This is a genomic window from Sulfodiicoccus acidiphilus (assembly GCF_003967175.1).
In the GTDB taxonomy this organism is placed as follows: Archaea; Thermoproteota; Thermoprotei_A; order Sulfolobales; family Sulfolobaceae; genus Sulfodiicoccus; species Sulfodiicoccus acidiphilus.
The window spans coordinates 1,813,132-1,839,038 of record NZ_AP018553.1; the positions used below are offsets into that span (position 1 = coordinate 1,813,132).

At 49.3% G+C, this 25,907-nt stretch carries 17 protein-coding genes and 3 pseudogenes; 11 read left to right on the plus strand and 9 right to left on the minus strand.

Annotated features, from left to right (window positions below; genetic code table 11):
• Window positions 1-291: 291 nt before the first annotated feature.
• Window positions 292-816, plus strand: a complete 525-nt coding sequence (rfbC, locus tag HS1genome_RS09245) for a dTDP-4-dehydrorhamnose 3,5-epimerase (protein ID WP_126450683.1) — start codon at window positions 292-294, stop codon at window positions 814-816.
• 758 nt (window positions 817-1,574) lie between these two features.
• On the opposite strand, the gene HS1genome_RS09250 is transcribed toward rfbC, so the two are convergent.
• Together HS1genome_RS09250 and HS1genome_RS09255 are read right to left on the minus strand one after the other, a co-directional pair.
• The gene (locus tag HS1genome_RS09250; protein WP_126450685.1) at window positions 1,575-2,552 is read right to left on the minus strand and encodes an NAD-dependent epimerase/dehydratase family protein; all 978 of its coding nucleotides are present in this window, start codon (window positions 2,550-2,552) and stop codon (window positions 1,575-1,577) included.
• 257 nt (window positions 2,553-2,809) lie between these two features.
• Window positions 2,810-3,193, minus strand: coding sequence for a hypothetical protein (locus HS1genome_RS09255; protein WP_126450687.1), 384 nt, complete (start codon window positions 3,191-3,193; stop codon window positions 2,810-2,812).
• A 381-nt stretch (window positions 3,194-3,574) separates the two neighbouring features.
• Here HS1genome_RS09255 and HS1genome_RS09260 point away from each other — a divergent pair, with 381 nt between their 5' ends.
• Both HS1genome_RS09260 and HS1genome_RS09265 read left to right on the plus strand, forming a co-directional pair.
• Window positions 3,575-4,387 carry an FkbM family methyltransferase gene (locus tag HS1genome_RS09260; protein WP_126450689.1) on the plus strand — a complete coding sequence of 271 codons (813 nt, stop codon included), beginning with the start codon at window positions 3,575-3,577 and terminating at the stop codon, window positions 4,385-4,387.
• An 860-nt stretch (window positions 4,388-5,247) separates the two neighbouring features.
• Window positions 5,248-5,724: a glycosyltransferase gene (locus tag HS1genome_RS09265; RefSeq protein ID WP_158613778.1), complete on the plus strand. Its 477-nt coding sequence runs from the start codon at window positions 5,248-5,250 to the stop codon at window positions 5,722-5,724.
• A gap of 1,730 nt (window positions 5,725-7,454) precedes the next feature.
• On the opposite strand, the gene HS1genome_RS09270 is transcribed toward HS1genome_RS09265, so the two are convergent.
• Together HS1genome_RS09270 and HS1genome_RS09275 are read right to left on the minus strand one after the other, a co-directional pair.
• Window positions 7,455-8,834 (minus strand): oligosaccharide flippase family protein, encoded by a 1,380-nt coding sequence (locus HS1genome_RS09270; protein WP_126450693.1) that lies wholly within the window; start codon window positions 8,832-8,834, stop codon window positions 7,455-7,457.
• Window positions 8,835-9,005: 171 nt separating this feature from the next.
• Window positions 9,006-10,043 carry a glycosyltransferase family 2 protein gene (locus HS1genome_RS09275; RefSeq protein WP_126450695.1) on the minus strand — a complete coding sequence of 346 codons (1,038 nt, stop codon included), beginning with the start codon at window positions 10,041-10,043 and terminating at the stop codon, window positions 9,006-9,008.
• A 550-nt stretch (window positions 10,044-10,593) separates the two neighbouring features.
• Here HS1genome_RS09275 and HS1genome_RS09280 point away from each other — a divergent pair.
• Window positions 10,594-11,604, plus strand: a complete 1,011-nt coding sequence (locus HS1genome_RS09280; RefSeq protein WP_126450697.1) for a glycosyltransferase family 4 protein — start codon at window positions 10,594-10,596, stop codon at window positions 11,602-11,604.
• Between the two features lie 321 nt (window positions 11,605-11,925).
• On the opposite strand, the gene HS1genome_RS12830 is transcribed toward HS1genome_RS09280, so the two are convergent.
• From HS1genome_RS12830 to HS1genome_RS09295, 3 genes are all read right to left on the minus strand, one after another.
• Window positions 11,926-12,333, minus strand: coding sequence for a glycosyltransferase family protein (locus tag HS1genome_RS12830; protein ID WP_232018753.1), 408 nt, complete (start codon window positions 12,331-12,333; stop codon window positions 11,926-11,928).
• A 567-nt stretch (window positions 12,334-12,900) separates the two neighbouring features.
• Complete coding sequence (locus HS1genome_RS09290; RefSeq protein WP_126450699.1) at window positions 12,901-13,455, minus strand: glycosyltransferase; 555 nt, start codon at window positions 13,453-13,455, stop codon at window positions 12,901-12,903.
• 2 nt (window positions 13,456-13,457) lie between these two features.
• Window positions 13,458-14,030, minus strand: coding sequence for a glycosyltransferase (locus tag HS1genome_RS09295; protein WP_158613779.1), 573 nt, complete (start codon window positions 14,028-14,030; stop codon window positions 13,458-13,460).
• 629 nt (window positions 14,031-14,659) lie between these two features.
• Here HS1genome_RS09295 and HS1genome_RS13355 point away from each other — a divergent pair.
• Both HS1genome_RS13355 and HS1genome_RS13360 read left to right on the plus strand, forming a co-directional pair.
• Window positions 14,660-14,842, plus strand: a complete 183-nt coding sequence (locus tag HS1genome_RS13355) for a hypothetical protein (protein ID WP_126450703.1) — start codon at window positions 14,660-14,662, stop codon at window positions 14,840-14,842.
• Between the two features lie 9 nt (window positions 14,843-14,851).
• Entirely contained in the window at window positions 14,852-15,094 is a 243-nt protein-coding gene (locus HS1genome_RS13360; RefSeq protein WP_158613780.1) for a hypothetical protein, read from the plus strand.
• A 16-nt stretch (window positions 15,095-15,110) separates the two neighbouring features.
• On the opposite strand, the pseudogene HS1genome_RS13365 reads toward HS1genome_RS13360, so the two are convergent.
• A pseudogene (locus HS1genome_RS13365) lies at window positions 15,111-16,287 on the minus strand (transposase).
• A 48-nt stretch (window positions 16,288-16,335) separates the two neighbouring features.
• Between HS1genome_RS13365 and HS1genome_RS09325 the strand changes: the two are divergent.
• The 5 genes and pseudogenes from HS1genome_RS09325 to HS1genome_RS09345 form a co-directional block, all read left to right on the plus strand.
• Window positions 16,336-17,024, plus strand: a pseudogene (locus tag HS1genome_RS09325) (transposase); the annotation flags it as partial.
• Window positions 17,025-17,410: 386 nt separating this feature from the next.
• A complete protein-coding gene (locus HS1genome_RS09330) occupies window positions 17,411-17,833 on the plus strand; it encodes a hypothetical protein (protein ID WP_126450712.1) in 423 nt (140 codons plus the stop codon).
• 262 nt (window positions 17,834-18,095) lie between these two features.
• A pseudogene (locus tag HS1genome_RS09335) lies at window positions 18,096-18,763 on the plus strand (IS1 family transposase).
• Window positions 18,764-19,463: 700 nt separating this feature from the next.
• The gene (locus HS1genome_RS09340) at window positions 19,464-21,209 is read left to right on the plus strand and encodes a hypothetical protein (protein WP_126450713.1); all 1,746 of its coding nucleotides are present in this window, start codon (window positions 19,464-19,466) and stop codon (window positions 21,207-21,209) included.
• The gene (locus tag HS1genome_RS09345) at window positions 21,149-21,943 is read left to right on the plus strand and encodes a hypothetical protein (protein WP_126450715.1); all 795 of its coding nucleotides are present in this window, start codon (window positions 21,149-21,151) and stop codon (window positions 21,941-21,943) included. The genes HS1genome_RS09340 and HS1genome_RS09345 overlap by 61 nt, the downstream gene beginning before the upstream one ends.
• A gap of 1,217 nt (window positions 21,944-23,160) precedes the next feature.
• Here HS1genome_RS09345 and HS1genome_RS09350 read toward each other — a convergent pair.
• On the minus strand, window positions 23,161-24,327 hold the full coding sequence (locus HS1genome_RS09350) for a glycosyltransferase family protein (protein WP_126450717.1): 1,167 nt from the start codon (window positions 24,325-24,327) through the stop codon (window positions 23,161-23,163).
• Between the last annotated feature and the right edge of the window lie 1,580 nt (window positions 24,328-25,907).

Below are 25,907 nucleotides of genomic sequence, written 5' to 3' on the forward strand. Positions count from 1 at the left end.
AGCCTTAATTGAGTAACGTCTAAGTTCTTCGACGTCAGAAAACATCAACGGAGGTAGATTTTTGAGCTACACTGGCCGCTTGCGGTGAACAGGAAGTTCAAGCCGCAATCTGAGGGATATTTCCTCAACCTCACTACGTAGCAACCGATTCACGCGATGTCTTCACACTTGACGATTTAGACGTGCGTGATGTCCCTTCGCGACCGGAAGTAGGTTAGTGTGACTACACATGCAGCGAAGCCAATTCAGGTCGTCAGAACAGCTTATTTTCTTGGCCCGCATGGACTCACTATGCCCTTCGACTTCGAAAGGATAGGGGGACTCACCCTGGTGAAGCCCAAGCGGTTTCCAGATAGGAGGGGTTTCTTCCAGGAAATGTACAAGAGAGGGGACATGGAGCCCTTGGGGATACCCTCACCTGTGCAGGTGAACGGGTCCTTCTCAGTGAAGGGAGTAGTGAGGGGCCTCCACTACCAACTACCTCCGAAGGAGCAGGGGAAGCTGGTTACCGCGGTGAGGGGGAGGATCCTGGACGTGGGAGTTGACGTGAGGAGGGGATCTCCGACGTTCGGCCAGTACGTCACGGTGGAGCTCAGCGGTGAGAACGGCCACATGCTCTGGGTTCCCCCCGGGTACGCCCACGGCTTCCAGGCACTCGAGGACTCGTTCGTTGTTTACTTCGTCACTAACGGGGAGTACTCTCCCCCCCACGAGAGGTGTGTCCACTACTCCCTCGTTAAGTGGCCGCTGAGTGAAGTGGTGAGCGACAAGGACGCTCAGTGTCCTCCCTTAGAGAAGGCGGAGGTGTTCCCTTGAACGAGGTACAGGGACTCTGACGTTTACTCCGCTCAATCCCTTTCCGCTGAATCTAATCGAAGACCCATCTTCTCTTAGCAATAATTGTCAGAAGGTGGGTTAGAGATCTACGAGGACTCCCTAGGAGATTGCCATTGGGAAAGCGATGTTAAACTTATGGATAGTACCCTCCCTCAACTCAAGAATACTTCTGGCATCACGTGAACTGCCTTTGTATTACCCTAGGGAGTATTAAGACTTGGTCAATCAGCGGGTAGTTTGTGAGATCCTCACATAAATTTAGAACCCCTTCATCGCCACGAACCCGGTTTTCATGTGGACGAGATGAGTAACTAGAAAAGGCCGACGAACACATTCGATGAACACGAGCGCTTATTTCGGGAAAAATGGCTAGATTCAACTGCTCTTGTGACGCTATCGTTTCATGTGACGTGTAGGCTGGTGATTTCGATGAGACGGTTCAGTGTCCTAGGGAAGAATATTCGGGACTTTAGGTGACTCATTACTATCGACGCAGTGAGTTACGCTCAACCTTACGGGACGTTAGAACGATGTCAAAGTCTTAACTTGAAAACGTTGTCAAAGTCTTAACTCGAGAATGAAGTTACCTCCTCTAGATCATTGGCAAACCTCCGTAGGAACAGGCGTCACCCAACGACGCTGACTATAACGAGGAGGACAAACCCAATCTAGGTCTGTTCATATAACAGGGAGAAAGTAGTTCCCTTGACACGAAGAGCTTACGGTGAAGAGAACCTTCAGTCAAGGGCGTGAGGGTCCCTCTCGAGGATGGATTTGTACCACTTCACGGTGGTCCACCTCGGGTCTCCCTTCACGTTCCCCAGGAGGAGCTCGTGGTAGATCTGCTTCACGCTGTCCTCCACCGTGAACTTCGGCTCGAAGTCAAGGAGCTCCCTCGCCTTCCTGAAACTGACGGCGTAGGATCTCCTGTCCGGGTCACCGTACATCTCCACCTCACCTCCCACTACGTTCCTCACCACTTTGGCGACGTCCATGATAGCGTAGTTCTGGTCGTCCGCCCCCACGTTTATTACCTCTCCCCCTACACCTTCGACGGTGAGGGCAGCGTGAACTGCCCTAGCCACATCGAACACGTGCACTAGGGGCCTCCTCTGGGTCCCGTCCCTCATTACCGTGATCTTCCCTGAGGAGTACGCGTTAAAAGTCATCCCGTTCACGAGCAGGTCCAACCTCATACGTTTAGATGGCCCATGCACCGTCGCGAGCCTCAGCGCCACCGAGGTGAAGGCACCGTCGTTGAGGGGGAGCACCTCCCTCTCCGCTAGGAGGTTGGCCCTGGCGTACGTCGTGAGTGGGTTCGGCTCGGTCGACTCGTCCGAGTACCCCTCCCTGAAGCCGTATACGCTACAGCTCGAGAGCAGGACGTACCTCTTGACGCCGGCTTCCTTGGCCATTTTAGCGACTCTGATCCTCCCCCTGTAGTTTATGGCCAACGTGAGCTCTGGGTTGAGCTCCCCCGCGGGGTCGTTTGAGAGGGAGGCCATGTCCACGACTCCGTCAATTCCCTTCATCACTGAGGGGTCAACGTTCCTCACGTCCCCCCTCACCACCTCCACCCTGTCGGAGAAGTGCGAGATCAGGTCCTCCCCGAAGAAGAACCGATCGAGGCACCTCACCGAGAAGCCCTCCTTCAGTAGGTAAGGCACTAAGGTCGTACCTATGTACCCTCCACACCCTGTGACCAGTACCTTCATGGAGGTATGTAGATCCTTAGATTAAAGAAGGTTGCTGAAATACCGGTCTGGGACAAAATAGTCCCAGCGGTTCCTAACATTGTAGTCTTCGTAGGTCCTTTAATCTAACGCCTTGGACCACGGGAGGTCGCGTATCACCACCCTGGCAGGACGGACAGATGTCCTCCCCGACCTCGTTCATGGTCCATCCCCTCATTACGGTGAGGGACTCCGTCTCCTCGCGCTCGAAGTACTCGCGCAGGTATCCAGGTCCTCCACTAACCCCCGATCGCCTCCCTCCGTCCCCCCTTCACGCTGGCGTTGGACTTGGGGAGTAGACCGTGGAGTCCGGGGAGTCCTCCAAAGTGGACTTGCCGTAGTACCTGTAGGCCCTCGAGGAGGCCTGGACCCCCAACTCCCTGAGTACCTGGAGGGCCACCTCGTATCCCCTCGCTCCTGAGGGAGTGAGCCGCCGCGAGGTTGCCCTCCGGGTCGAAGAAGGAGTAGACGAAGCCCTTCACCTCCCTCTCGGTCCTGTAGTGCCTGGTGACCACCTGGGAGTAACCGGTCCCTTCCATCACCGCGTCCACCTTGAGGCCGGAGACGGAGAGTAAGTTGTAGAGGAGCGTGAAGACGTCGGGGTCGGAGTAGGGCCTCTCCACCTCCTCCCCCACCGGGTCCGGGAGGGAGGCCTCCCGTTGGAGAGGCCCAGGAGTTCCTTCGCCGGGAGGTAGGCCTTCTCCTCAGGCGTGAGCTCTCTCCTCAGGCTCCCCTCAGCTTCACGAACTTGCCGGCCTCTCTCAAGTCCTTCCTAAGCTCCTAGCCGAACCTCCTGGAGCGGCCAGCCTCCCCCCTTCTCCTGGAACCTGCCCTCCTTGTAGAGCTTGATCGAGTCCTCAATGGCTCCCTTAATTCATGAAGTCCTTCTGAGTCAACTTCTTATTCACGGTCTCATATACAAAACGAGAGGGTATCTAAAGTTCTTGTTCCAGACCCTTTAAATTGGATAAATTTAATACCAACTGGGAGAGTAGCTTGCTGCTGTGGTCAATCTAACATCTGCCGTCAATTACTTCAGACTAACGAGGAAACACTGCACCAATTGGCCTGAAGTCCTGTACGATTCTTCCCTTGGGAGGCCTGTTAGAGGAAAGTTGAATTCGGGAGAAGTGATAACGTTAGGTCGGTACGATTTCTATAATTTATTGATTCTACTCGAGAGCGGTTGGAGGGTTAAGGAGAACGACGAGCTAACCATGACCCTATGTAAAGATGTCTGCCTGAAAGTTAGAACCACGAGAGGACTTGACCTGGTCCACCTTGTCGAGATATTTCGAGACAGGGTTTACGGTGACACCTTCACAGGGACGGTAATAGACGTCGGGGCGTCAAACGGCGACTCCTCGATCTACTTCGCCCTAAGGGGAGCCAGGACTGTAATAGCGTTGGAACCAATGGACGAGAGTTACAAGTTGGCGGAGGAGAACATCGAAATGAACGGTTTGAGAGGGAGGGTGCTACTAATGAAGTCTGCCCTGGCTGGCGAAGATGGGGTAGCGGATCTCCTCGTGTCGACTAAATCCCCTAACGCAAACTCCATTTCCCCAGCAAGACATATAGCGGAGAGTACAACCTTCGACAGGAAAGAGAAGGTCGAGGCAGTGACTCTCAGACGTATCTTTGTGGAGAACGCTGTAGATAGAGTCGAACTCCTGAAGATGGACTGCGAGGGATGTGAATACGAGGTGACTAGGAAAAGCGTTGAGGAGTTGAAAGTAATTGATAAAATTTACATGGAATACCACGATGGCCCCAGAGATCCTGAGGTCTCTTGGGTTCGAGGTGACGGTAAGTGAACCATGGAGAAAGATGGGATACATCAGAGCAATGAGGCCGGCATGAAAGGGGAAGACAGTAACTGAGGTCGGTTGCCGAGCTATGTAAAAGATCTAGGCCCCGACTTTCTTCGTTAGGGTAGGTCGCCAAATCAGAATTAGGAACGAAAAGGGAGAAGTTCGTGGAGTCCGAAGAGCCAGCTGATCACTGAGGTGTAACGACCACTTCGATACGAGTTGTCGATCGAACCCTTTATCGACACCTAATGACGGTTCACCGAGAGTTGTGAACCTCTAACCGGCAGAATGCACTCAACCTATTTTATTTTCAAGATAGAAGAGAATATATTTCACTTTTTCTCGCTTATACGTCTCCCTCTACTTCAGCTCGCCCTCAAGGATCAAGACCACCAAAGCTGTATGCCTTTCGATCGAGGTATAGGGGATACCCATGACAAACGCTCAATCTCATCGATCGAGGCTTAACTGGCCCTGGCTTCACTCTGGAGTTACGGGCATAGACATTCCCCAACCCAGGGGATCAGCGAGTCTTAGTTCCACTTTGGGCGCAGTTTCGTGATCCGCTTCAGGCGCTTAAACATACGTGATTCATTCAGTCCCGTCATCCCGTCGGGATTGACCCTTGGACTTGAGGTCCTTAGTCAGGGAACTCCAGCTTCGAGGGGGGTTTCCCCACTCCTCATCCCACCTCGCAGTCCGTACTCCTATGGTGGAACTAGCGTACTGGATCGCCGACTGCGTCTGACGTCAGGTGTAGGTGCCGGCGATGGATAGTATAGGAGACCTGAGCACTGAGGAACCTTAGGGATACGTCTCTTCCTAGTGAAGTATTTTTAAAAGCTATCTGTAGACAACCTTTTGTGTTAATCCTCGTCGTGACCCACGACCCCGACGAGAACCTGCTGAGGAGGAACGTGGAGCTAATGAGGCTGAACGAGCCTGAGGCTAAGGTGATGGTGATAGACAACGACTCCGAGAAGGAGCCAGACGTGAGCGGGGTAGAGTTAGTCAGGTTCCCCAAGAACTTAGGCCTGGGAAAGGCTTACAACTACGCCATTAGGGAGGCCCACAAGTCTGGGGAGGAGTGGATCCTCCTGCTGGACCAAGACTCCCTCATACTGCAGGAGTTCAGGCCGTCGGTGGTAGCGAGAGAGAGCGCTGCACTCAGGGATCCAGTCCTACTCAGCGTAATCGGACCGAAGGGTGTAGCAACAAGGAGAGTCCCGGGAACTAACTTTCACGAGTCGCGGTTCTTCGTCAACTCAGGGACGCTAGTAAACGTGAACTACGGCGTTGAGAACCCGTATATGGAGCAACTGTTCCTACGTAATAGATAACGAGTATTGCCACAGAGCTAGGAAGAGGGGAATATACGTCTACGATAAACCCATGATCCGACATCAAGTCGGAGAGGGGGTAAGGCCTCCCCGCAACGTCTGTGGCCACACGTTACTCCTACTCTCCAAACTCGTCCATCTGGGGCATCGTTCCGAAAGCGCAAGAGGCATCCTAGTTTACAACAACCCCGTGAGGTATTACCTCGTAGTTAGAAACAACCTCTATTTGGGTTTAAGAGGAAGAGACTGGATTAGATACAGTTTATCAGAGTCTGTAGGGGGTTCCTTGGCGCTGTGCGGTGGGTGTGAAGTCGCTGAAGTTTCTAGCTAGGGCTGTATTGAGGGCAATAGACGGTCAGCTTGAAAGGGACAACGAAGAACTTCTTCAACGATGAGCGTTCTTCCGCCCCCTCAACCTAGGTTTATTGCTATAGAATACGACAGATCGACTCACTGTGGGAACTCTCGTCCTCAATTCATTGTGTTCAATCTCTCGGAGCTTCGAGAAAAGGCGTCCCAATTGAGCAGCAGTTAAGTAAGAGAGGTTGTTTACGTATGGTGGGTTTTAACCCACCTCTCCTTTTGCTAACACCTGTACTTATTAGCTACGAGGAGAAATAGTAACTGTTGAACTTTCGGGTTTTTCGTCCTAAGGATGCCGGAATAAGCCTCTTCCTAAGAGAGTGTGTTGAAGAAGGACTCTATCGAATTGGGGAACGCAATTAAGCGCTACAGGCCCCCTACTCCGCAGCTGGGCGAAGACGAGGGGATCGAGTTCTAGGTGAGTAGGTTCAGGCCCAATCACTTCCCCTACAGCACAAGACAACTAGCCGTTAACCTACAACAACTCGCGCGATCGAAACCTATCAAGGACCACGTGGGCAGGGCGTGGCGACTGTCCACGAGCTCGTTCATCTCTCGAAGACGTATGGCCTCTCACCCTGTGAAGTGGAGGTTCAATGGGTCATACGACTTAACTGTAGGATTTTTCGTGAACTTAATAGACAATCTTTAAGTTGTATACCTCTACGAAAGGGATCTCCCCAGCAGGAAGTACGTCCTGGAGACAGTGAGGTCTGCCCAGGTCCTCTCCATGGGAGAATACTGGTTCCCTTGTTCTGTGTTTACTACGCCCCTGATCTTCAACCACACCTACATTCGTTAAACTTCCAAGCGTCATCGAAAAGCCGTCCTTAAAAACGAAAACCCGAATCGTACGATGGCGTTTAAAAGAGAACATTGCGTCGATGAGTTAGAACACCTCCTAGTCAACATTACTTTTACCCCGGCTAAGGTTAGACCAATCGATCACTCTTAGAGAGTCTATTGACATCTAGTCAAATCGACCGTAAGGATCTTCTATCGGGATCTCGAGCGGTCGTGAAGGTGGGCTCGGTGCAGTAAATCGAACTAGCCTCCGACTCTAGTATGACTTTCCCACCACCTGACGCTCATCACCTGTGTTGTGTAGACGTCCAGTCACTCGAGGAACGGGACGTCAATACGTTATCTTTGGGGTGAATGACTCTGGTTCGAGTCGACGGATTTCCGGTTCATACGGTGTTCCCCTGATCCCTTGACTGTCCAATGGTGGGTGTGAGCGGAATCGACGGTGGGAAAGGTGAACCACTGAGGACCTTCTCGGGGAAGGATTCATACATATGTATGGAATTCCTTCTTCCAACTTAATTGAAAAGGCTTCGTTTCTAATTCCTTTCACGCCACACCTCTCACCAGTCTAGGGCCATCGCCTCTATCACCCTCCCCAAGAAGCTTAAGGAAGGTGGGATGAAGGACCTGAGCGAGGTGAGGTCGGCCCTACTTATGAGCCCTCCCAGTTTCGCACCTAACAGCACCAGCACGAAAGCTATCCACGGGTTCCAGAGCGACACGAAAGTGGCGCCGAAGAGGCCAATTCCGACCAGCTCCCTCCTTCCGAGGGAGAGCAACCCCTGTTCCACGGTGAAGTAGAGGTAGAGGGCAGAGGTGAGGACTGTGTTCCCCACCTGGGAGAGGGCAGCACCTAGGATTCCCATCCTCGGTATCAAGAGGAGGGAGGTGACCACGACCTCTGCTGCGCTCACCACCCCTATCAGGGCCAGCGGCCGATAGTCCCTCTTGGCCGCTATGATCACGTTGGAGAGCGCAATGAAAGGTGAGGTGGCTGTGACGAACAGGACGAGGAGCTCGAGGGAGGTGAGCCCTGGGACGTATTGGGGGAACAGCTCCCGCACCAACGGGGGAGCCAGCCCCACCCCTATCGCAGCCAACGGAAGTGAGAGGAGGAAGTAGAGCCTCAACGTGAGCGAGCTAGCCCTGCGGACGTCAACTCCCCTCGCCGTGTAGTAGGTCACCCCTGGGAGAACGACCCCCCAGAGCGAGTTCAAGAGCAAGGCCGGGACTCCGGCGAGGAGGGCCGCGAACTGGTATATCCCGAGGGAGAAGGAACCCAACAAGTAAGCCGTAGTCACCCTGTCACCCTGTCCCGACAGGAACGCCACGGCGTTGGTGATGTAAACCGGAACACCTGTCCTGAAAACGTCCCCGAACACCTTCAAGGAAAAGGAGGGCCTTTCCAGGTGAAGCTGGTAGTACACCGTCTTTGCCGCTGCACCTGCAGTCCACACGAGGATGAGGAGGGGAACGCTCCTTTCCACGACTGCAATGGTCGACAGTCCCCACCTACCTAGGGAGAAGGCTACGTTGCCGACGTTTGCCTCGGTGAACAGTCCCATCCCCTGTAGTATCGAGCTCTGGTAAGTGGAGTAAAGGTACAGGACGAAGTAGGGTATCCCCATCCACAGGTAGGAAGGGAACAGGAAGAGGAAGAGGAGGACTGGAGAGACCAGAAGGGCCTGTCCCAGGGCGGTCGAGGACACGTCCTCTTTCCTGTCGAGTCCCTTCGCGTGCGCTGCCTCCCTGCTCACCACCTGGTAGGGCATGACAGTTAGAAACGAACCCACGATGACCTCGAGGAGCTGCAGGATCGCGACCTTACCCACGAAGGCGGGAGTCTCGTACCTGGCGGCGAACAGGAAGAAGAGGAGGGCGAGGACGGCGTTGAAGGCTGTAGTACCGAGGAACTTGAGCCCTCCCGTGAAGGGGTTCACATGAAGGGAAACGAGAGGGGAATAAAAAACTAACTCCCGTTAACGTGGTCACCGACACAGACGAGACTCATTCACTCCAAAGATAACGCATTGATGTCCCGTTCCTCGAGTGACTGGATGTCTCCATCCAATTCCTTTCAATTTGGCCAGGAGAGTTGGGTTAGGTCCCTTTTACGGCCTGAAGCGTCTTACGAGCCACTCCTTAATCGAATCGGGGAACTTCGACACCAAATACGCTAAAAACACCTTTCTATCATAAGGCACTTTTATTTGTCTTTTATACTTTATATAGTTTAAAATATCGCTTAATCTAATCGCAGCCGGGAAATTCCTGTAGTAATTTGGAAACAGAGAACCAGTAATTATAGCATATAGATACATGACTTCTACAAATTTATCTATAAATTCGTTATATTTCCCATAAAAATATTTCTTTATAACAATAGCGGATTCATATTGCTTAATTAAATAGTCCCTTTTCCGTTGCTTGTACGTTTCGTATGATCTCGCCAGCCTGTGAAAGGAGTCGTTCTCGTCGTGGAGCCTTATGTAAGTTAGAGCCTTCCCAGAGTTATATAGATCGCCGTTCTCTGCAATCGAAACTAAAAAGAGGAACGGGTCTATTCCAGTGCTTAATCTCTTCAGGACATCAATGTGTCCGTACAATGTGTCTCTCCTAATCGCCTGACGACTCAGATTGGTCCAGAAGGCTGTCGGCATATATTTCAATTCCAGAAGATCCGTACTCTTGATTGTGAAACTTTCCTTAAGTGGTTCTGGAGAATGTCCTAGCTGAACCTTCTTATTCTCAATTAGGTGACCTAGTCCATCTACGGGAATCGCATTATTACGGTAGTAGAGGAGCTTTTCATTTGCAGCGAAAGCGTGCAGAACGTCTGAGAGTCTTGACTCGTGGAACAAATCGTCGTCTTCAAGTACGGTGATCACTTCCCCTCGAGCTTCTTCGATGGCGGCAGCCAAACGTACCCCATATCTTTTTTCGTTCATTACGACGTTGACGTATCCTCGTTCCTCCGCGAACTTATCAATTACATCGTCTTTGAAGTTCTTAGTGACTATTACTTCCAAAGAATCCCTGTTTATTGTCTGTCTATCTATGGACTTCAGCGCATGAAGAATGTATTGTCTCCTCTCATAGGCTGGTACAATTACGGTGATCTTCGGAGGCAACTCCCATCTCTTCCTCACCTCCTCTTAGAGAAGATTTAAATAGTTTTCTGTATTTGAGGGTCTGGGACAAAATAGTCCCAGCGGTTGCAGTAATGTTTCACCAATTTTACTCTTGAAGAAGAAATTTCTTAAACAGAGGTATATCTCTTGTTAAGTGAATCAAATTAGTCTAGTTTTGATGGATTGGACAAGAGAGACTGAATTGACCACGAAGTTGAGGAAAGGAGACGAGTTTCCCCGCGTAATGTAACATAAGTTAAGGCCTTGTCCCAGGGTTGATATTATCCCTGTGCTTTTCTATAAGTTCAGAACACGTTTCTCTCTCATCAGTGAACCTAATACTTACATTTCCTTGTTACCTGAAGGGAAACGGAAACCCAGAAACTCACGGAAGTAGAACATCGGAAGCCTCTTCGCCTTAATAAGTCTCACCTCGGCCTTTGGAGGTTAAGGGTCCATTACCATGAGACCTGGCGCTTCTGTGGTTTGGCTGAACGAGAACTTTCGAAAATACAAAAGAACGTGATTCAAAGCTTAAACTCTTAAATCCTCCTTCCCTTTTCCCACCGTGAGAGTATTAGTTTCAGCTTTTGATGCGGGCAGCTCAGGAATCTCTTCATATACTCAGGAATTAGCCAAGCTACTCTCCAAGGACGTAAAGGTCTCACTCCTTGCGTTTCAGGACCTTAACCTCCTTGGCGTTGACGTCATCGCAATCCGCCTACGCGGTAGATCAAGGGCTCTTCCCCTCATGACCTTCCTCAGGAACGCTGAAAGGGTGAGGGAAGTGGCTAAGGAATTCGATTTGATCCACGAGACCTTATCTCCCTGGGGTAGTGTAGGTCAGCGTTTCGTAACAACGAGGTGGGGATACGTGTCCTACTTAGAACTGGCGTGGATTAGACTTACGGGTCTTTCCTCTGTAGAGAAATGGGGAGCGTTCCCCGTAACTCTCCAGCATTACCTCATGGACAGGCGATCTAGGAGGAGAGCGAAGTTCGTAATAGACGTCAGTAGGGAGACGGGGCACTTCGTCCCTCCTCCAGTAGAGCCCAGACCCCCTAAGAGCTATCAATGTAGCACCTTAAGGGTGTTATTCGTATCGAGGGATCTCGGAATGCCCAGGAAAAACTTACGTGTCGTCATGGAGGCCCTTGAGCTAGTAAAGGTCCCAGTCGAGCTCCACTTGGTAGGGAGAGGGAGGGAACCAGGTCCAAGACCCACCTTCCAGCTGATAAGACATGAAACTCTCTCTAGAGAAGATGTGATATCTCTCATGAGAGAGGTTGACCTCCTTGTGTTGCCCTCAACGTACGAGGAGCTCGGCTTCGTAGGGTTAGAAGCTTACTCTGTGGGCTTACCAGTGATCACGAGCGATATACCATCGTTCAGGGCAGTGTTCAAGGTGAGCCCCAAGTTCCATCCAAGGGATCCTAGAGCATTGGCCAACATAATTAGTTCCCTAACCTGTGAAGAGTTGGAGAAGATGGGTAGGGAGAGCAGGGAATACGTGATCAGGTCCAATGAGGTTGCGAGGAGGAAAATACTTGAGCTATATAGGCTTGTCCTTCATAGTTGACTACTAGTCCCATTTAACTAGGTAAAAACTGGCCACTTTGTGTTAGTATAATCTCTCAAGTTCAAGAGCAGTCATGAAAATATTACATATAATAATGAAATCCCTTCTTTTCGAGAAGTGATCTGGGAAACAATTTTAGTTATACCCACCTAAATTTTTGGAGATAATGGACGTTGTTATCTCAAAGATTAAAATCAACTACTGTCAGCTATGATCTAATGGCTTCACGTTAGTAAATCTGATGAGTTCTTATCTATCCTATGAAGAGTAATTTAGGTTAAAATTATGAATTTCAAGCTAACCACATTTTCACGTTAGTGGTTAAACAAGTCTCATCAGTTCCTGTGCCCTATGTAAGTAAGTGTGCCTCTCTAGGCAGTCCTCCCTCAACCCAAGAGCTATTTCCTCCCTCTCCTTATCATCCCTTAAGTAATACTCTATCTTCTCGTTCAGTTCCTCTACTCCCGAATACGTCTCGATCCTCCTGAAGAGCTTCCCGAGGCAATCCATCCTTTCCGTGAGGAGGAAGCCGCCACTCCCAGCCACTTCGAACGTCCTCATGTTTGGAGAATCTGCTGTCAGATCCACCGGATGATGGATGTTGAGATTTACCTTAGTACTGTTTATGACACTCACGTAGTCCTCACCGTAAACGGGAGGGTGATGGTGTCCAACCTTCAGGAACCATAGACTTCCGAACACGTGGGGTTTAACCTTCAGTTTCCTCATCGTTTTCCACCTGTTCGGATAGAACGTGCCGACGAAGGAAACATCGTAGAGCTTGGCGGACGAAATGGGCCTATGAAAATGAGGGTCACAAGCCCACCTTAATGTAATGACTTTAGAAGCGTTCATCCTAATGTAGGGCTCCACCCTCTCTGTGGTCGTTATTATCCCCGAAAGTAATGAAGTCTATTCTTCAGGAGTATGGGAAACTTGTAGGTATCAGTGTAAAAGAGATATGTGTTTAGCTCAGAGAGTCTAGAGAGTGTATCACCGGTGAGCAGCTCACCCTTAAACACTAGGATTAAGTCAACCCTTTCAAATCGTCTCCTATTAATTGGTAGATTGGATAAGACTAATCTATACGGTCGGAACCTAGTCGAGAGGAACCGTGTGAGGAACTTCCTGGATACTCCCTCATACTGATCCACGAACTGTACTGAATTTCCTAAGGATCTCAAAGATTTAACAAAGAAATACTCTGCGTTATAAACCCCTCCAGCCCCTATTACAGTTATGTTCGCCATGTCTCTCTCCCTAAAAGGCGGAAGGTTTTAAATTAGGGGTAGATCTTTACCGATCCGTCAGACTTCTTAGAATGATTTCAGCGTTTTTAATGCTGAACCTCTCCTCGGCATACCTCCTTATTTCTTGACTGGAATAGGGTGACCTACTTATTTCTCTAATTGCCCTCATGAACTCCTCTGGCGTAGGAGGCACTATCTTCCCTACATGAGGTCCTATAGCCTCAGGGATTCCTCCCAAATTACTCCCCACAACTGGAATACCACACGCTAAGGCCTCAATTATCACTCTACCAAATCCTTCCTCACCAGTAGAAGGCACTATTAGTACGTTGGATGCACTGAGCCAAACAGGTAGGGATAAGTTATTTACCGGTCCCACATAGTGCACATTCCTGGCCTCAAGCGAGGCTCTTGTCACATCCTCTCTTAAAGGACCGTCCCCTATGATATAGAACTCGACATCTTTCATGATTTTCGCAATTTCTAAGACTATATGAACCCCCTTCCCTTCTACAAGCCTACCTACAAAAAGAACCATGAAGACAGACTTATCTATCCCTAATCTCTCTCTCGCAGCAGTCCTTTCAATCGGTTTAAACAATTCTAGATCGACCCAATACGTGACCTTTTAACCTTCTCCCTGGGGACTCCGAACTTGAGCAGATTTTCCTTCTCAAGTTCAGAAAGGGCTAGAATACAGTCAGCCCTAGCTAAGCTCCATCTAACTACACTGTCCGCTATCCTGCCCCCTCTCCTGAAAGTGAAATGAACAGAAATAACACATCTCCTTCTTATGACACTCTTAAGCAGGATACATAAAGGCGACATCAGAAGACCGTGAAGGTGGAACGCTAATACTTCATTCCTGTGTATGATGGACCAGATAAATACATATATGGTGAGCAAGGGGAGATATATCAGACTCGCTAGTGGTTTCCATTCGTTATTTCTATAAATTAAAGATCTCAAAGGCCTAGGAAGCCTTATCACTGTGACCCTTCCTGTCTTCTCTACGAAGGGTAGCCTCTCCTTTCTGTTTTGATACGGTTTCATTGTAATGACTACCGTATCGTAATACTTAGACAGGTAAGAGACCACATCCCTTAAGTGGGTCTCTCCTCCGCCTATATCGGGGAGATATGTCATCGCTATTTCAACTATAACCTTCCTTTCCACGGCGGGTATGTATATAACATTACTAAAAAACATTTTTCCCTCACACCGTGAATGGTTCCCTTAATCATCTCAGGAATTACTCTAACTCTGCCATATCTAAGAGGTAGGAGAGAACAATATAGTGTAAATACTCAGGGGCGATTCAGGGATCCTTTGCGAATTGTAATATCTCAGTTGACTCGAGCTTATTCGGCGAAGAAATTCAGTGGTGCAGTGGTGTTTCACCAATTTTACTCCTGAAGAGGGAATTTCTTAAATATGGATATATCTCTCCTAAGTCGAAGAAAATTAGTTTAATTTCAATAGATTAAAGGAGAAAGATCGAATTAACCACGAAATTGAGGAGAGGAGACCAGTTTGCCCACCGATGTAATACTAAATGTTTAGTATTATCAAGGAAGGGTGGGGAGGGGAAAAGGTTAAAACGAGGGACCCCAGAGCCCCACTATGCAAACCATGATAAACGGAGTACAGGTTCCCGTGTACTCCCAAGAGAGGTTGGAGTCTCTCCCAAGTTACGGTGTTGGAGCAGTTTAAACTTATTAGCAGTTATGCTACTTTCCCTCGGTAGTACCGGGTTGCGGATGCTACCAAGAAAGTTTTTAGAGTCGGATCTGGCCCAGTGAAAGGTGCGAGTTCGAGAAGGAGCTGGACAGGATAGGGCAGAGTTCAGGAGGGCCTTCAACTCGCTGCTGGGGGTGCTGAGGTTGGAGGGGTTGAGCAGGAGGGTGGCGTTGGGTCTGGCCCTCCTGGGGTTGATAGGAGGGAGGGTCAGCGTGAGTAACGCTGTCTTGACGTTCGGGTTGAACTAAGCCAACCTGTTGAAAGCGTTGGGGAAGCTGGAGGACGCGTTGGGGAAGTACCTGGAGGCGTTGAAGAGTGTAGTGAAGGGACCAGTGGTGATAGTGGACTACACGTTCGACCACAAGTTACACTCTAGGGTCCATAGGGTGGCCAGTAGGTACGGGAACTACTTCACCTGGTGCTCGTCTCACAGGAAGCTCGAGCCCGGGGTTCAATTGCTCGCCGTAGCCGAGAGTACCCAATACAAATGTGTACAATGACTTACAAACTCTCATGTTAATCGCCTCCATTGAACTGCACCTCGAAGATCTGCCTGAGCCAGTAGCTCTGCGACTTCACGGCTGAGTTAAAGTGCCTCTCCCAGCCCTCCTCCAGGTTCGAGGCCATGACGAAGAGCGTTGTGTCCAGGGACTCCTGGGAGGAGAAGTAGCTCATGAGCCTCTCGTTCCTTCAGGTGGAGAAGAAGGACTCGCAGCTGTTGTTAGTGTAGATGGAGGTCATCTCTTCCCTAGTTTAGGAAGGCCACGTAGTTCTCAACCCCCTCCGCTATTTCCCGTAACTAGGCTCCCTCCTCGAGGCGAGCTCGGACATCTCTCCCACCACTCTCCTGTCGCACTCCACGTCCCTGCAGGACTTGAAGTTCATGCGCTCCTTCACTGCGGTAGCGTCCTCCTCGGGTAAGTTCCTGTAGAGGTCTCCAGGTGGACCAGGCAGAGCTGGTGCCTCGAGGACGGGAAGTACTTGGAGGGCCTGTGAAGTCCGCGGAAGTCGTCCGTGACGAAGAGGGAAGCGTGGGAGAGCCCTCTCCTCACGAGGTTCCGTGCCTAGTTCCATCCCTTGAGGTCCTCCGCTCCCTCACGGTGAGGTTGAGCACGGACTTGCCTCGAAGTCCACTCCCAACGCCAAGTACATCGAGTAGGTCACTATCTTGCCCTGTTCTTTCCTCACCTTTGCGTGATATGTCATGAATGTGACGAAGGTCTCCTCCCCAATCTCCCTGGTCCTGTGGTTCATGAACTGCGCCATCCTGGAGGCCATCTCTCTTCCACCTCCTGTCATCCCAACTTCCCTGAGCACTTCCTTCACTTCCTCCTTGAAAACCCTTGGCCAAGGGCTTGATCACCGGCTCGTCGTAATCCCCCGCCCTCTACGCTTCTGGGAGAATTGAGGACCTGACCCTTCCTGTCCCTGGGGACATGTAAGTTCAAGCTCATGCCCAACACGTTGAGCTCACTCCCGTAGTACCAGTTGCCGTAGTTCCTCACCCTACCTTCCCTCTACGACCTGAGGAAGTGATCCCTCTCCGCCTTCATGACTTCCTGGAGCGTCTCCTCAATCACCTCCTTCAGTACATTCTTCACTTCGCCCCCCTAAACTCCCTGAGCATCTCCTGAACCAACTCCTCCTTCACGGTATCGCCCTCCTCTTTCTTACCTTTAATATTACCCACCATTTTTACCACCTTTTCCACACATTTCTGTACACCTTGTTTTGGGGTACCTCCGTGGCCCTTTACGACCAGGCCACGGGGAGGAGTTACCTGCTGGGGACGTTCCCCTACGCGACCAGGAAGATGTGGGAGATCGGGATGGTCGACGAGTTCAGGACCAAGATCCAGATGGCCGCAGGCGTGTTGGAAGTGTTGAGGAGGGAGTTCCAGGTGGTCAGGTGGTCTTCGACTCCTGGTACTTGTCCAAAGAGCTGGTGGAGGAGCACGTAGTCTCAGAGCTCAGGTCCAACAGGAGGGTCCTCAGGGTCACGTCCTTGGAGGGACGCGGGGAGGGTCACCTCCACGTTGGGGACCTCCCTCCCGGGTCGTACCTTGTGGACCTGACCATGAAGGACCGGGTAGTTAGGGTAAAGTTATTCGGCCTGGAGTATAAAGGTAGTAGGCTGAACCTCTACACGACGGACCTCGAGCTGGACGAGGGGGAGGCCCTGGAGACCTGGAGAGTCAGGTGGGAGGTGGAGAAGTTCCACAAGGACGTCAAGGCCCTGGGGATGCAGGACTCCTCCTTCCTGAAGAGGAGCAGGCTCCAGGGCTACCTGCTCCTCTTCGTAATGGTGGTGAACGCGACCAGGGACCTGATCGCCTCCCTCAACCTGAGGAGCGTGGAGGACCTCCTCAGGTTCGTTGAAATCCGTTTAGGAGGTGTCCTGGGCCTGATGAAAACGTTTAAGCTACGTTAAAGTAGAACAACTGCTAAACTCGTCTCCCCTGAACCAGAGAGTCTCGCGAAGGCAGCCCCTTCCCTGACGCGGGGGAAGGACTGCCTTCCCCTCACGAGGTCGAGCTCGTGGGCGAGACCTCCCGGGACCAGTGCGGGAAGGTGGGGAGAGCTCGGGACCGTGCTGGCCGTGGACGAGAGCGGTATCACCGTGGAAGGGGGCGTGGTATGCCTTGAGGGCGTCGGTCTCCTCCCTTGGGAGAGGGAGTGAAGGCCGGGACATCGTCCCTGTCAGGCGCTCCCTCCTGGTCCAGTTCGCCGACCTGAGGGGGAGGCCCTTCCTCTTCCACTCCGAGGCCGAGAAGCACGCAAGCGGACTACGTTCCTGCGGACGCGGGTTTCCTGAACTTGCAGGTATTGAAGGAGGTGCCCGTGAATGTCGTGAGGGGGAAGTCCGGGTTGAGGGACTTCAGGGAGCTCTCCTCCAGGAGCGCACGGAAGGCGGGACTTACGTCCACAGGGAGCTCGACGGCCTCTACTACGCGGTCTAGGTGGAGGACGAGAGGCCGAGGCGCTTCACCTTCGTGGCTGACTTCCCGTGACCCCCACACCATAGCCGAGCCCTACAGGCCCAGGTGTACCGAGGAGGGCTCCAGTTGGGAAGGCCAGGACAGAGCTGGTAAGCTCAGGAACGAGGTCCTCTTCCTCTACTACGTGGTCCAGGACGACGTGTGGAACCTGCTCAACCGCGTCGTCTTCGGGTACACCACCTCAGGGGAGGAGTCCATCGGCTTCGACTCCTTCATCTCCTCTGAAAAAGGGGGCAGGTGACGCCACGCATGCCCTCGGGGACGCGTGAGAAAAATTCAGAATCTCTTGTTTATTCTTATATCTTTTAGCTAAATATGTCCAATAACGATCAAACGCGACGTGTTTCGTCGTTTTTACTAGCATTTGTTCTGTATCAATCAACGATTAAAAGTACAAACTGTATATCATCTAGACGAACTTAATTGGTGAAACACCACATACTGTCGTCACTAAGCTATTTATATTCGTATAACGGGTATTACTTACGGGTAGGAAGCCTGTAATTAGGCCTACCGTGTCCTCCTCGTGGTAGTCGTCGCGTTGTTGAGTGCGGTGAGCCTCTGGGTGGGCGGAGGTGCTTGTGTGGGGATCGCGGTAGGTGTCTCTCGGGTGGCGCTTCCCACCACCGTTCCAGGGAGTTGAGGGAGACGGCGTCGAGGCACGAACGGTATGAGGGCCATTTCCGGGGTTTCGAACGTTCCCTTGGGTACTCTCTTCACTTGGGTCGAGAGTGACGGTGGGAAGGAGCACGAGAAGCTAGTTGTGGGGTGGGGGTCTAGTCGAGGGTACTGTAAATGCTGAGGTAGTCGACGAGGTGCGGACGTACTTGTACAGGAACGCTACACTTCACAGGCGGGTTTTCGCTTGTTTCGCCTACACGAGTCTCGGCCTCCACTTGGCCTATTCTGTCGGCGATGGGGACGAGAGGGCTTTTCGCGAGGTCGAGAAGTACTTGCCCGACGACGGGCGTTGGGTCGGCGACGATTACAACTCGCGCTTCTGCCCGAGGGATCACGCGGTCGTTTCTCCCGTTAACCCCGACGGGTCCTTTCCCTCCTCGCTTAGGGACGGGCTCGTTCCAAGAGGGCCGTGAACGGGAGTTCGGACAAGGTGAAACGCTCGATGGCCTCAGTTTCACGGGAGAAGTCGATCCCAGAATTTATAGCTTAGTGACGACACTATGAAACACTACTGTATTCGGTGAGAGATATCTCTTTCTTTGTAAGTAGGTGTAGGTAGCCTACAAATACTTTAATTGTGAAGTTTGTTTTTAAGCAAACCTAGATAGACGACGTTAAGTTCTCTGAATACAGAGCTGTTTAGTAGAACTCCACGGAAATTGAGCGGTAATCCAGGGTGAACGTTGAGGGATTACAAAACATATTAAAAATGAATTAGTTTTTACTATTGTTGCTAACCTTATTTTTATTAACGAATCAGTTATGGATAGGAAGCCGACAATCAGGAAAGACCTGTCTGCTCACTCTTATGGTAAATCCTTAAGTAGGCAGAACTTCTGGTGTAAGAACTGTGGTAGGTACTTTGGGTGAAGTTAACTATCGTCGCTCGATCTCGGAGAGTTGGCCTTAAGGACTGTGCTCGAGAACACCTAGTCCCACTAGTGCCATTTTCACCGGATCTAGCCTTAAGGTGGGAAGTGAATTGTTGGACGCGTAAAGATGGACGAAAGGGTTGGTAGAGGACCCGTGGTCAGTAATGTAATCGATAAGATACGGACTTACGTCCTCAGGGATCTTGAGGGGTTGTAAGTGCTGTTATAGGAAGTCCCATGAGCTAGATTCACTACCTAACTCACAGGCCCGATAGAATAAGGCGAAACATAAATAAAGCCAAAAATGAGTGGTGTTTGATGCCAAAAAAGGCCGAGGTAGTCGCTTTCCTTGCCGTCTTGATTGTTATCCTACTATCTGTAAGAAATACTCTCTTCACTCACATAAATGAAGGTTTTATAGCGTATTGGCCGAACGTACTTACTGGACCCGAGGTTAGATACGCTATCGAACCAATAGTAGGATACAATCCACTTTCGGGGGTGACTGGTGGAGCAAACTGGGGGCTTTACGTCTATTGGTCCTTCCTCTACCTCCTTTACCTAGCCGGCGTGAAGGGTGTCCCGCTCCTTAACCAAGTGCAGGTGGGCCTTGTAATGGGAGCTCAACTCCTAGGGCTGTGGTACCTCGCTGAGCAGGCCCTTAGGACTTTCCACGTCGAGTTGAGCTACGTCAAAAGGATAGCGTTCAAGTCGTCGGCGTCGCTCCTGTTCTTCCTTAATCCGCTTGTGATGGTAACAAACTCGTCCTTTTTCGATTTCAACTTCGGGAACCTCCTTTTGATATACGTTCTACTGAAGATCTTCTCCTCAGTTGAGACTAAGCTCACCTGGAAGGATTTCACTAAAATGGGCTTGGCCCTCGGTGTATCGTTTACCATGGATCCGCGTTACGGAGTCTGGGATCCCTTAGTGATGTTACTCGTTTACCTGGGGTTAGTTGCAGTAGGTAAGCTGAAGCCTTTAACTGGGTTTAAGGACGTAATATATCCATTGCTCGTATCAGTACCGTTTGTAGTAGTAACCTACTTCACGTATGTTTACGGCTCGTCCTCAATCTCTGCTCCCTTCCTTAGAGTATCAAACCTAGGGACGATAGGCTTCTTTTCAGCAAACGCAAGTTTCCTTTACCTGCTTATGTCGTTAGGTTCCTGGTGGCCGAGTGTCCTCTTCGCTCCCCTAAATATACTTTGGACCAAACAGTTCCAATATGTAGGCTACAACGGTGTACTAATATTCACGTCAACCCCGTGGAACGCGGCCCTGATCTCCCTTCTCTTCATGTTCTACGCCTTAGCGTTCGCAGCAGTCCTAACGAGGAGGTTCAGACACGTCACCGTCCCATTATGGCTGGCCAACGCCTTCTTCCTAGCTTACGAGGCCGGAACCAACTTCCCAGTGAGGGCCTTCACTTACTGGGTAGAGGAGGCACCGAGACTGATACCAGTGATGGGAGGGATCTTCTCCACCACCTCAGCTCTACCGTATTTCGCAGCCTACGCGGTGGGGGTTGCCCTCATAACACTGCTAACGTGGGTGACCCTCTACGAACTCCTGAAATTAGAAGGAGGGAAGTGGGTCGGGATCTTAGCGTTAGTATTGGTCGCGGCCTCGTTGGCCTCCTGGGAGTTCTTCGACGGACAGTACTTTCCAGGCAGCCCAGTGACGAGCGGCTTTACCTCACCTCCTCAGGGTATTTTTGAACCAGTTCAACCGCCACAGTACTGGCTCAACGCATACAACTACGTCGCCCAGAGGTGGAACCAGACGGTCAGCTACGCCTTGTATAGCGGATGGTTCCATACCTGGGCCAACAGGTTCATAGGTGGAGTTGTGTGGCCAGGAGTCGCAGCTAATCCCAACACCAACTTCAGTCTCCTCTCCGACGCATTCAGCCAGTCTAGGCTTCTCCTTCCTTTCTTCGCCGTATACGGGATAAGGTATCCGGTCGTAGACGACACCACCTTCTTCCCCAGACTGGTGGGTTGCTGGCCTTCGAGAGGTCCCACCTACCCGTCGCATATAACGGTAGTGGAGAGGTCCTAGTGTTCGATGTGCAAGGGGCCCACCTGGTGTATGGAGCACGGGAGGCCCTCAGGATAAACGGGACCCAGCTGCAGGCCCTCGACTATCTAAGCGAACTCATGCCTTTCACGAACTGGACTCCACCCGTGATAGTTCCACCATCTTACAATGGTTCCGGTGCCCTATCAGTGACCGAGGGTGAAACAGTGAACGGGAGCGTCATCCTGATCGTTAACTCGTCCAACTCCCGCCTCGAAGTAAATGCTACACCAGGGCGTTACTACGTGTATACAGAAAACGTCACGTCTAACACTGTAACCCCCTTAAGCTGTAGAGTGGTCTTATCGTCTGGGGGAACCCTCGATATCGATGCAGGCAATTTCACCGTCATCGTCTCCCCTGTGCCCCTAAGCGAACTTAGGTCCGTGGGGCTCAACTTCTCGTACTACCCGTTGACATCGACCTTCGAGGTAAACGCTTCCGGAACTAAGTTCGTGACGTTCGTGCCTTTCAACTACCTGACCGTTAGGGGTGGAGAACTGCTCGGAATGAACGTTATGGGACTACCCGTGATAGATGCCACGGGAAGCTTAACGTTAACTCCTCCTCACGCCGAGTACGTGGAGGCCTTGGTCCTGGGAGGTGTGATTTTCCTGAACTTGCTCGCCATTTACGCTTTCGTTGCCATCTTAAGGGGATTTAAAGCGATAGAGACTAAGGAGACTTCACCCCACCGCTCTTCGAACGAAGGCTGAAAATTCCAAACGTTGAGTTGAATATAAATAGGAAGATCAGGGACTACATGGGAGGCACTGTGTCAGATTGTAAGTGAGCAAAATACTGCAACTTGGCTAACAACTATGTCATTATTTAGCTAAAGATTAGGTAAAACAGAGTAGTAGTCTGATCTCGTTCGAGGACGAATTCACGGAGTAGCCTAGAAGAGGAAAGTTCTTCAGTTATTCTTGCAGAGAAAGGTGAGTACCGTTAGTTAAAGGACTCTATGGAGAACTTAGCCTTATATAGAAGGAGCATAGTCCGCCAATTGGATAGTTCCCATGAGCATGAGGGGAATAATGAGTTAGTTAGAACAAAAGTGATCGAGCTACTATAAAAATAGAGAACACACTTTTTTGGACCTTAAAAGAGAGGTCGAAGCACTGCTTATTCGAGTTATCTATTCGACCCATAAGTTCTTCTTATCTGCCCGCTACTCTAACTTTAATGTAGCGAGTAAGGGAAGCTCGAATCTTATCGTAGGCATCTCCCCGTGAACCTAACAATGCGAATCTTTTTTAATAGATCACCCGTGAAGAGGGGAACTGCTACCACTAAGACATGTAGGGCGAAGGTACTTTCCCACAACTATCAGGAGGTGCTAGCAAGCGGAGTTATGCTCCACCACGATCTTCTACTGAGGGGAGGAAAGGTCTTAAAGATACGTTATAGTTAGAAAGTTGTGATCTTCAGAAAGCTCGGCCTCGCTCTCCCGCGGAATTAACTTGATAAAACTACAGGACTAGGTTTCTTGAAACGCCGGGGAAAAGAAGGGAAGTTGAAAAGCCCGTTTATGGTGCTGACGAGGTTAAGTTGATGAGATTAAGGTAACGTGAATGGCAAGCTCCATTGGCGCCTGAGTGGGTGGTAGTAGGATCGTGGGCGACATGAGCTTCAGAACTGTTGGTGAGGTCAAGGTAATAGCTCACTTAGAGTATCGGGTTACGGTGGTCCGTTAAGAAGTTTCATAATAGTCGATGAACGTAAGCCAACCCTTTCACCTGTGTACCAACAGATGTTCTATAAAAGTATTAAGGAATTCAGCGGGCCTAGAAAGTCTGTATGTTTGAGCTAAATGGGCAGAGAGATCCTTATTTTAGTCCCCTCTAACTAAATAACTTACGTTAAATATATATTTATAGATTTTAAAAATTATAAAAATTAAATTTAAATAAATTAGTTTAAATAGAAGTTTTTATTTGGTTATATTCGTTCCTTTTACAGTGAGAAAGTGAGGTATATAGTTATTAATTAACTGTTGAGCATTCCTTTTTACATCTACGTGTTCTGCTATCTTTTCTCTCAACTCTCTACTAACAACGTCCATGTCTTCACTTTTTGTCAAAAATCTAAGATATTTTTCCAATAATTCTATATTTTCGATGTTTAAGACCATATGGTCACACTTAACCACTTCAATTAAAGAGTTCATATAGGTGATGACGGGGGTTCCGGTAAGTAGGCTTTCTATTGGAACCATCTCGAAGGTTCCATCGAATTGTGGAGCTATTGTAATTAGATGCCTGCCATATTCTTTTCCTAATTCCTGTCTGGTCAGCTTACCCAAGTAGGTTAGAGGTACTTTTTCCTTGAGTTTCACATAGAGCTCTTCACTACCAAAAGTGTCTAAACCAAGTGAGGGATTTATGCGTTTAATTATTTCTAATACCTTAGTCAACAAAATGATATCCGTGTCCCTTTTACTACCTAAAAATATAAGAATTCTGGAATCCTTTTTAGATGGGGGTACAAAAGGGTAGAAATCTGTATCTACAGGAGTATACATGATCCCTCTCGTTGGGATGCCGAGAATTTTCTCTAAGACGTTCGCTGCCCAACTGGAGACGGCCAATACGTACTGCTTTCTTAAGTACCCCGCATACCACCCGATAAAGTAGTCCATTAACTTTCTGGGTACGAAGTCTATCAAGTACCCTCTGAGATTTTCTAAAGAAAACCCTGCATTTTCCCTACGTAACTTCTTAATTCCCTCTACCCATATCTCCTGTCCAAATAAATATATAACCCATGTTATACTAAATAACGTATTATAATTCATTCTATTTAAGATTCTCACTAGTGAGTGATCATCTGCATGGAAAATAGCGTCTGTCTCTTTATTTATATGTATAATATCACTTTTATCAATTACTTCAAATGAATAGCCCTTAAAAATTTCATCAATATTATTTTTTATTCCTGTATTAACTATAAATATTTTAGATTCTAAATTATTTTTCAATATCCCTTTATATATATCTTTTACATTTTGATATAATCCTGAGAACTCTGAAAGATGGGAGGGTACTATTAGGGCTATTTTCTTTGGCCCAGCGAGGCCGTTTTCGTGCCTGTAATCCATTTGAGCTCCTAAAAGCTGTTCTGTTTGGTAGTTATTTAAAGGTCTCCAGCTCTAGGGCCGTATTCTAATGATACTGCTATCCTCACACGGATTAACCTTCGTAGGTTGAACCAGCAGTAGTTTGTTAGACTTATATGAGAGAGAAAAAGTTCTCTCGTAAGGTGTTTGCAGAATCATTTAAATCGTTTTAGAAGACTATAATTATGGAAAATCTTAGGAGAGGAGGACGTGTCTCCTTGGTTCCTTAATGGAATTGCCTAAATGAGGAAAATGAGACTCGCATAATCTAAGCCAGTGACTTTATTTTTAAAATAAATATTTTTAAATTATTTAAGTATTCTCTATAGATAAAAAGTATATCTGAGATTGGGGAGAATATGGTGAGAACACGATCAAGATATACGAGTTAATTTTCACGTTGTACGCCTTCGAGTGATAATGTGACTAACTTTCAAAAAAAGGACAGGAACCCTAGAAAGAGTTTATGGAATTTCTCATGGCCTACTCGCCTTCCCTTAGGAAATGGGAGCGTTTAGGAATCTTGTGCGAGAGGGGGTTACTCTTAACAGCTCCAATTGGTAGAAGGCATGAGAAAGAGAGTAGCAAAAAGAACGACGTCTTCTGGCCCGAATAGAAACCAGAAGGAACAGGAGTAGGCATGGAAATAATCATTATCAAGAGGGGTAAATATTTCACTAGAAAAGAGAGAAACTCAAAATCTCTCAAGCTCTAGCATGTGATCAAATAGATCGACATGAAGATTCTTAACGTTTGGTACGAAAATAGGCGTGGATAGGGCTTCAACATCTTGAAGTGTTTCCTGGACTGGAAAGTTCACCAATTTACGGCTGTTTTGCAACGCTAACGAGGTTTATGTTCGCTATTCCTTAACTCAGAATAATACTAGCTGGAGAGTTAAATGAAGCTAAGGCCAAAACTGATCGGGAGTTCGTAGAGTATTTAAGACTATATTTGAATTCTTTTAAAGAAAATTGTGTTACTCTAAACTAATTTCGGCATCGATTCGTCGTCCTCACGCTAGGCGCCCTAGTAACCAGGCAGCTGGCCGGATGACCTGGACATAGCCCAGAACTCCAGGCTGGTCTCAGATACCTGCACAGGGAAAGTTGCTCATGAACTCTCTAAAACTCCTCTTCATGGACTAAAAAGGGGACCGCATGAATTTCCTCTCTTAACGACTAGCCACCTTGGCTTTCTGTGCTCTCCTGATCTTACGTATGGCCTCTTGTTGTGTGATTTCCCTTAGGTCCTTCTTCAAGGAGAGATTACGGCCTCCACCCCTTTCCTAACGTTATACAACCTATTTTCCTTACTTTACCACCTCCTGGAGCTACCTCAATCTCATTCCCCCTTAACTCTTCAACAGTTGACCTTTACACCCTTCAGTTCGCCTTTTCCTTTTTTGGCCTCAACGAACCGTCCTCCATCTTTGCCCTTATTCCTTATAACTTTCACGTCTAGTTCATCCAAGGGAATGTGAAGATGGAGGCCTTCATCCTGCCTCACATGGGGTGGTCCAAGTCGTTAAGGATCGCCTTCTCTCCACGAACACCTTCACC

Bases quoted from the DNA above. Each gene is read 5' to 3' on its own strand.
- rfbC (WP_126450683.1), top strand. From the start codon at position 292: ATGCCCTTCGACTTCGAAAGGATAGGGGGACTCACCCTGGTGAAGCCC.
- HS1genome_RS09250 (WP_126450685.1), bottom strand. From the start codon at position 2,552: ATGAAGGTACTGGTCACAGGGTGTGGAGGGTACATAGGTACGACCTTA.
- HS1genome_RS12830 (WP_232018753.1), bottom strand. From the start codon at position 12,333: ATGAGGAAACTGAAGGTTAAACCCCACGTGTTCGGAAGTCTATGGTTC.
- HS1genome_RS09340 (WP_126450713.1), top strand. From the start codon at position 19,464: ATGCCAAAAAAGGCCGAGGTAGTCGCTTTCCTTGCCGTCTTGATTGTT.
- HS1genome_RS09350 (WP_126450717.1), bottom strand. From the start codon at position 24,327: ATGGATTACAGGCACGAAAACGGCCTCGCTGGGCCAAAGAAAATAGCC.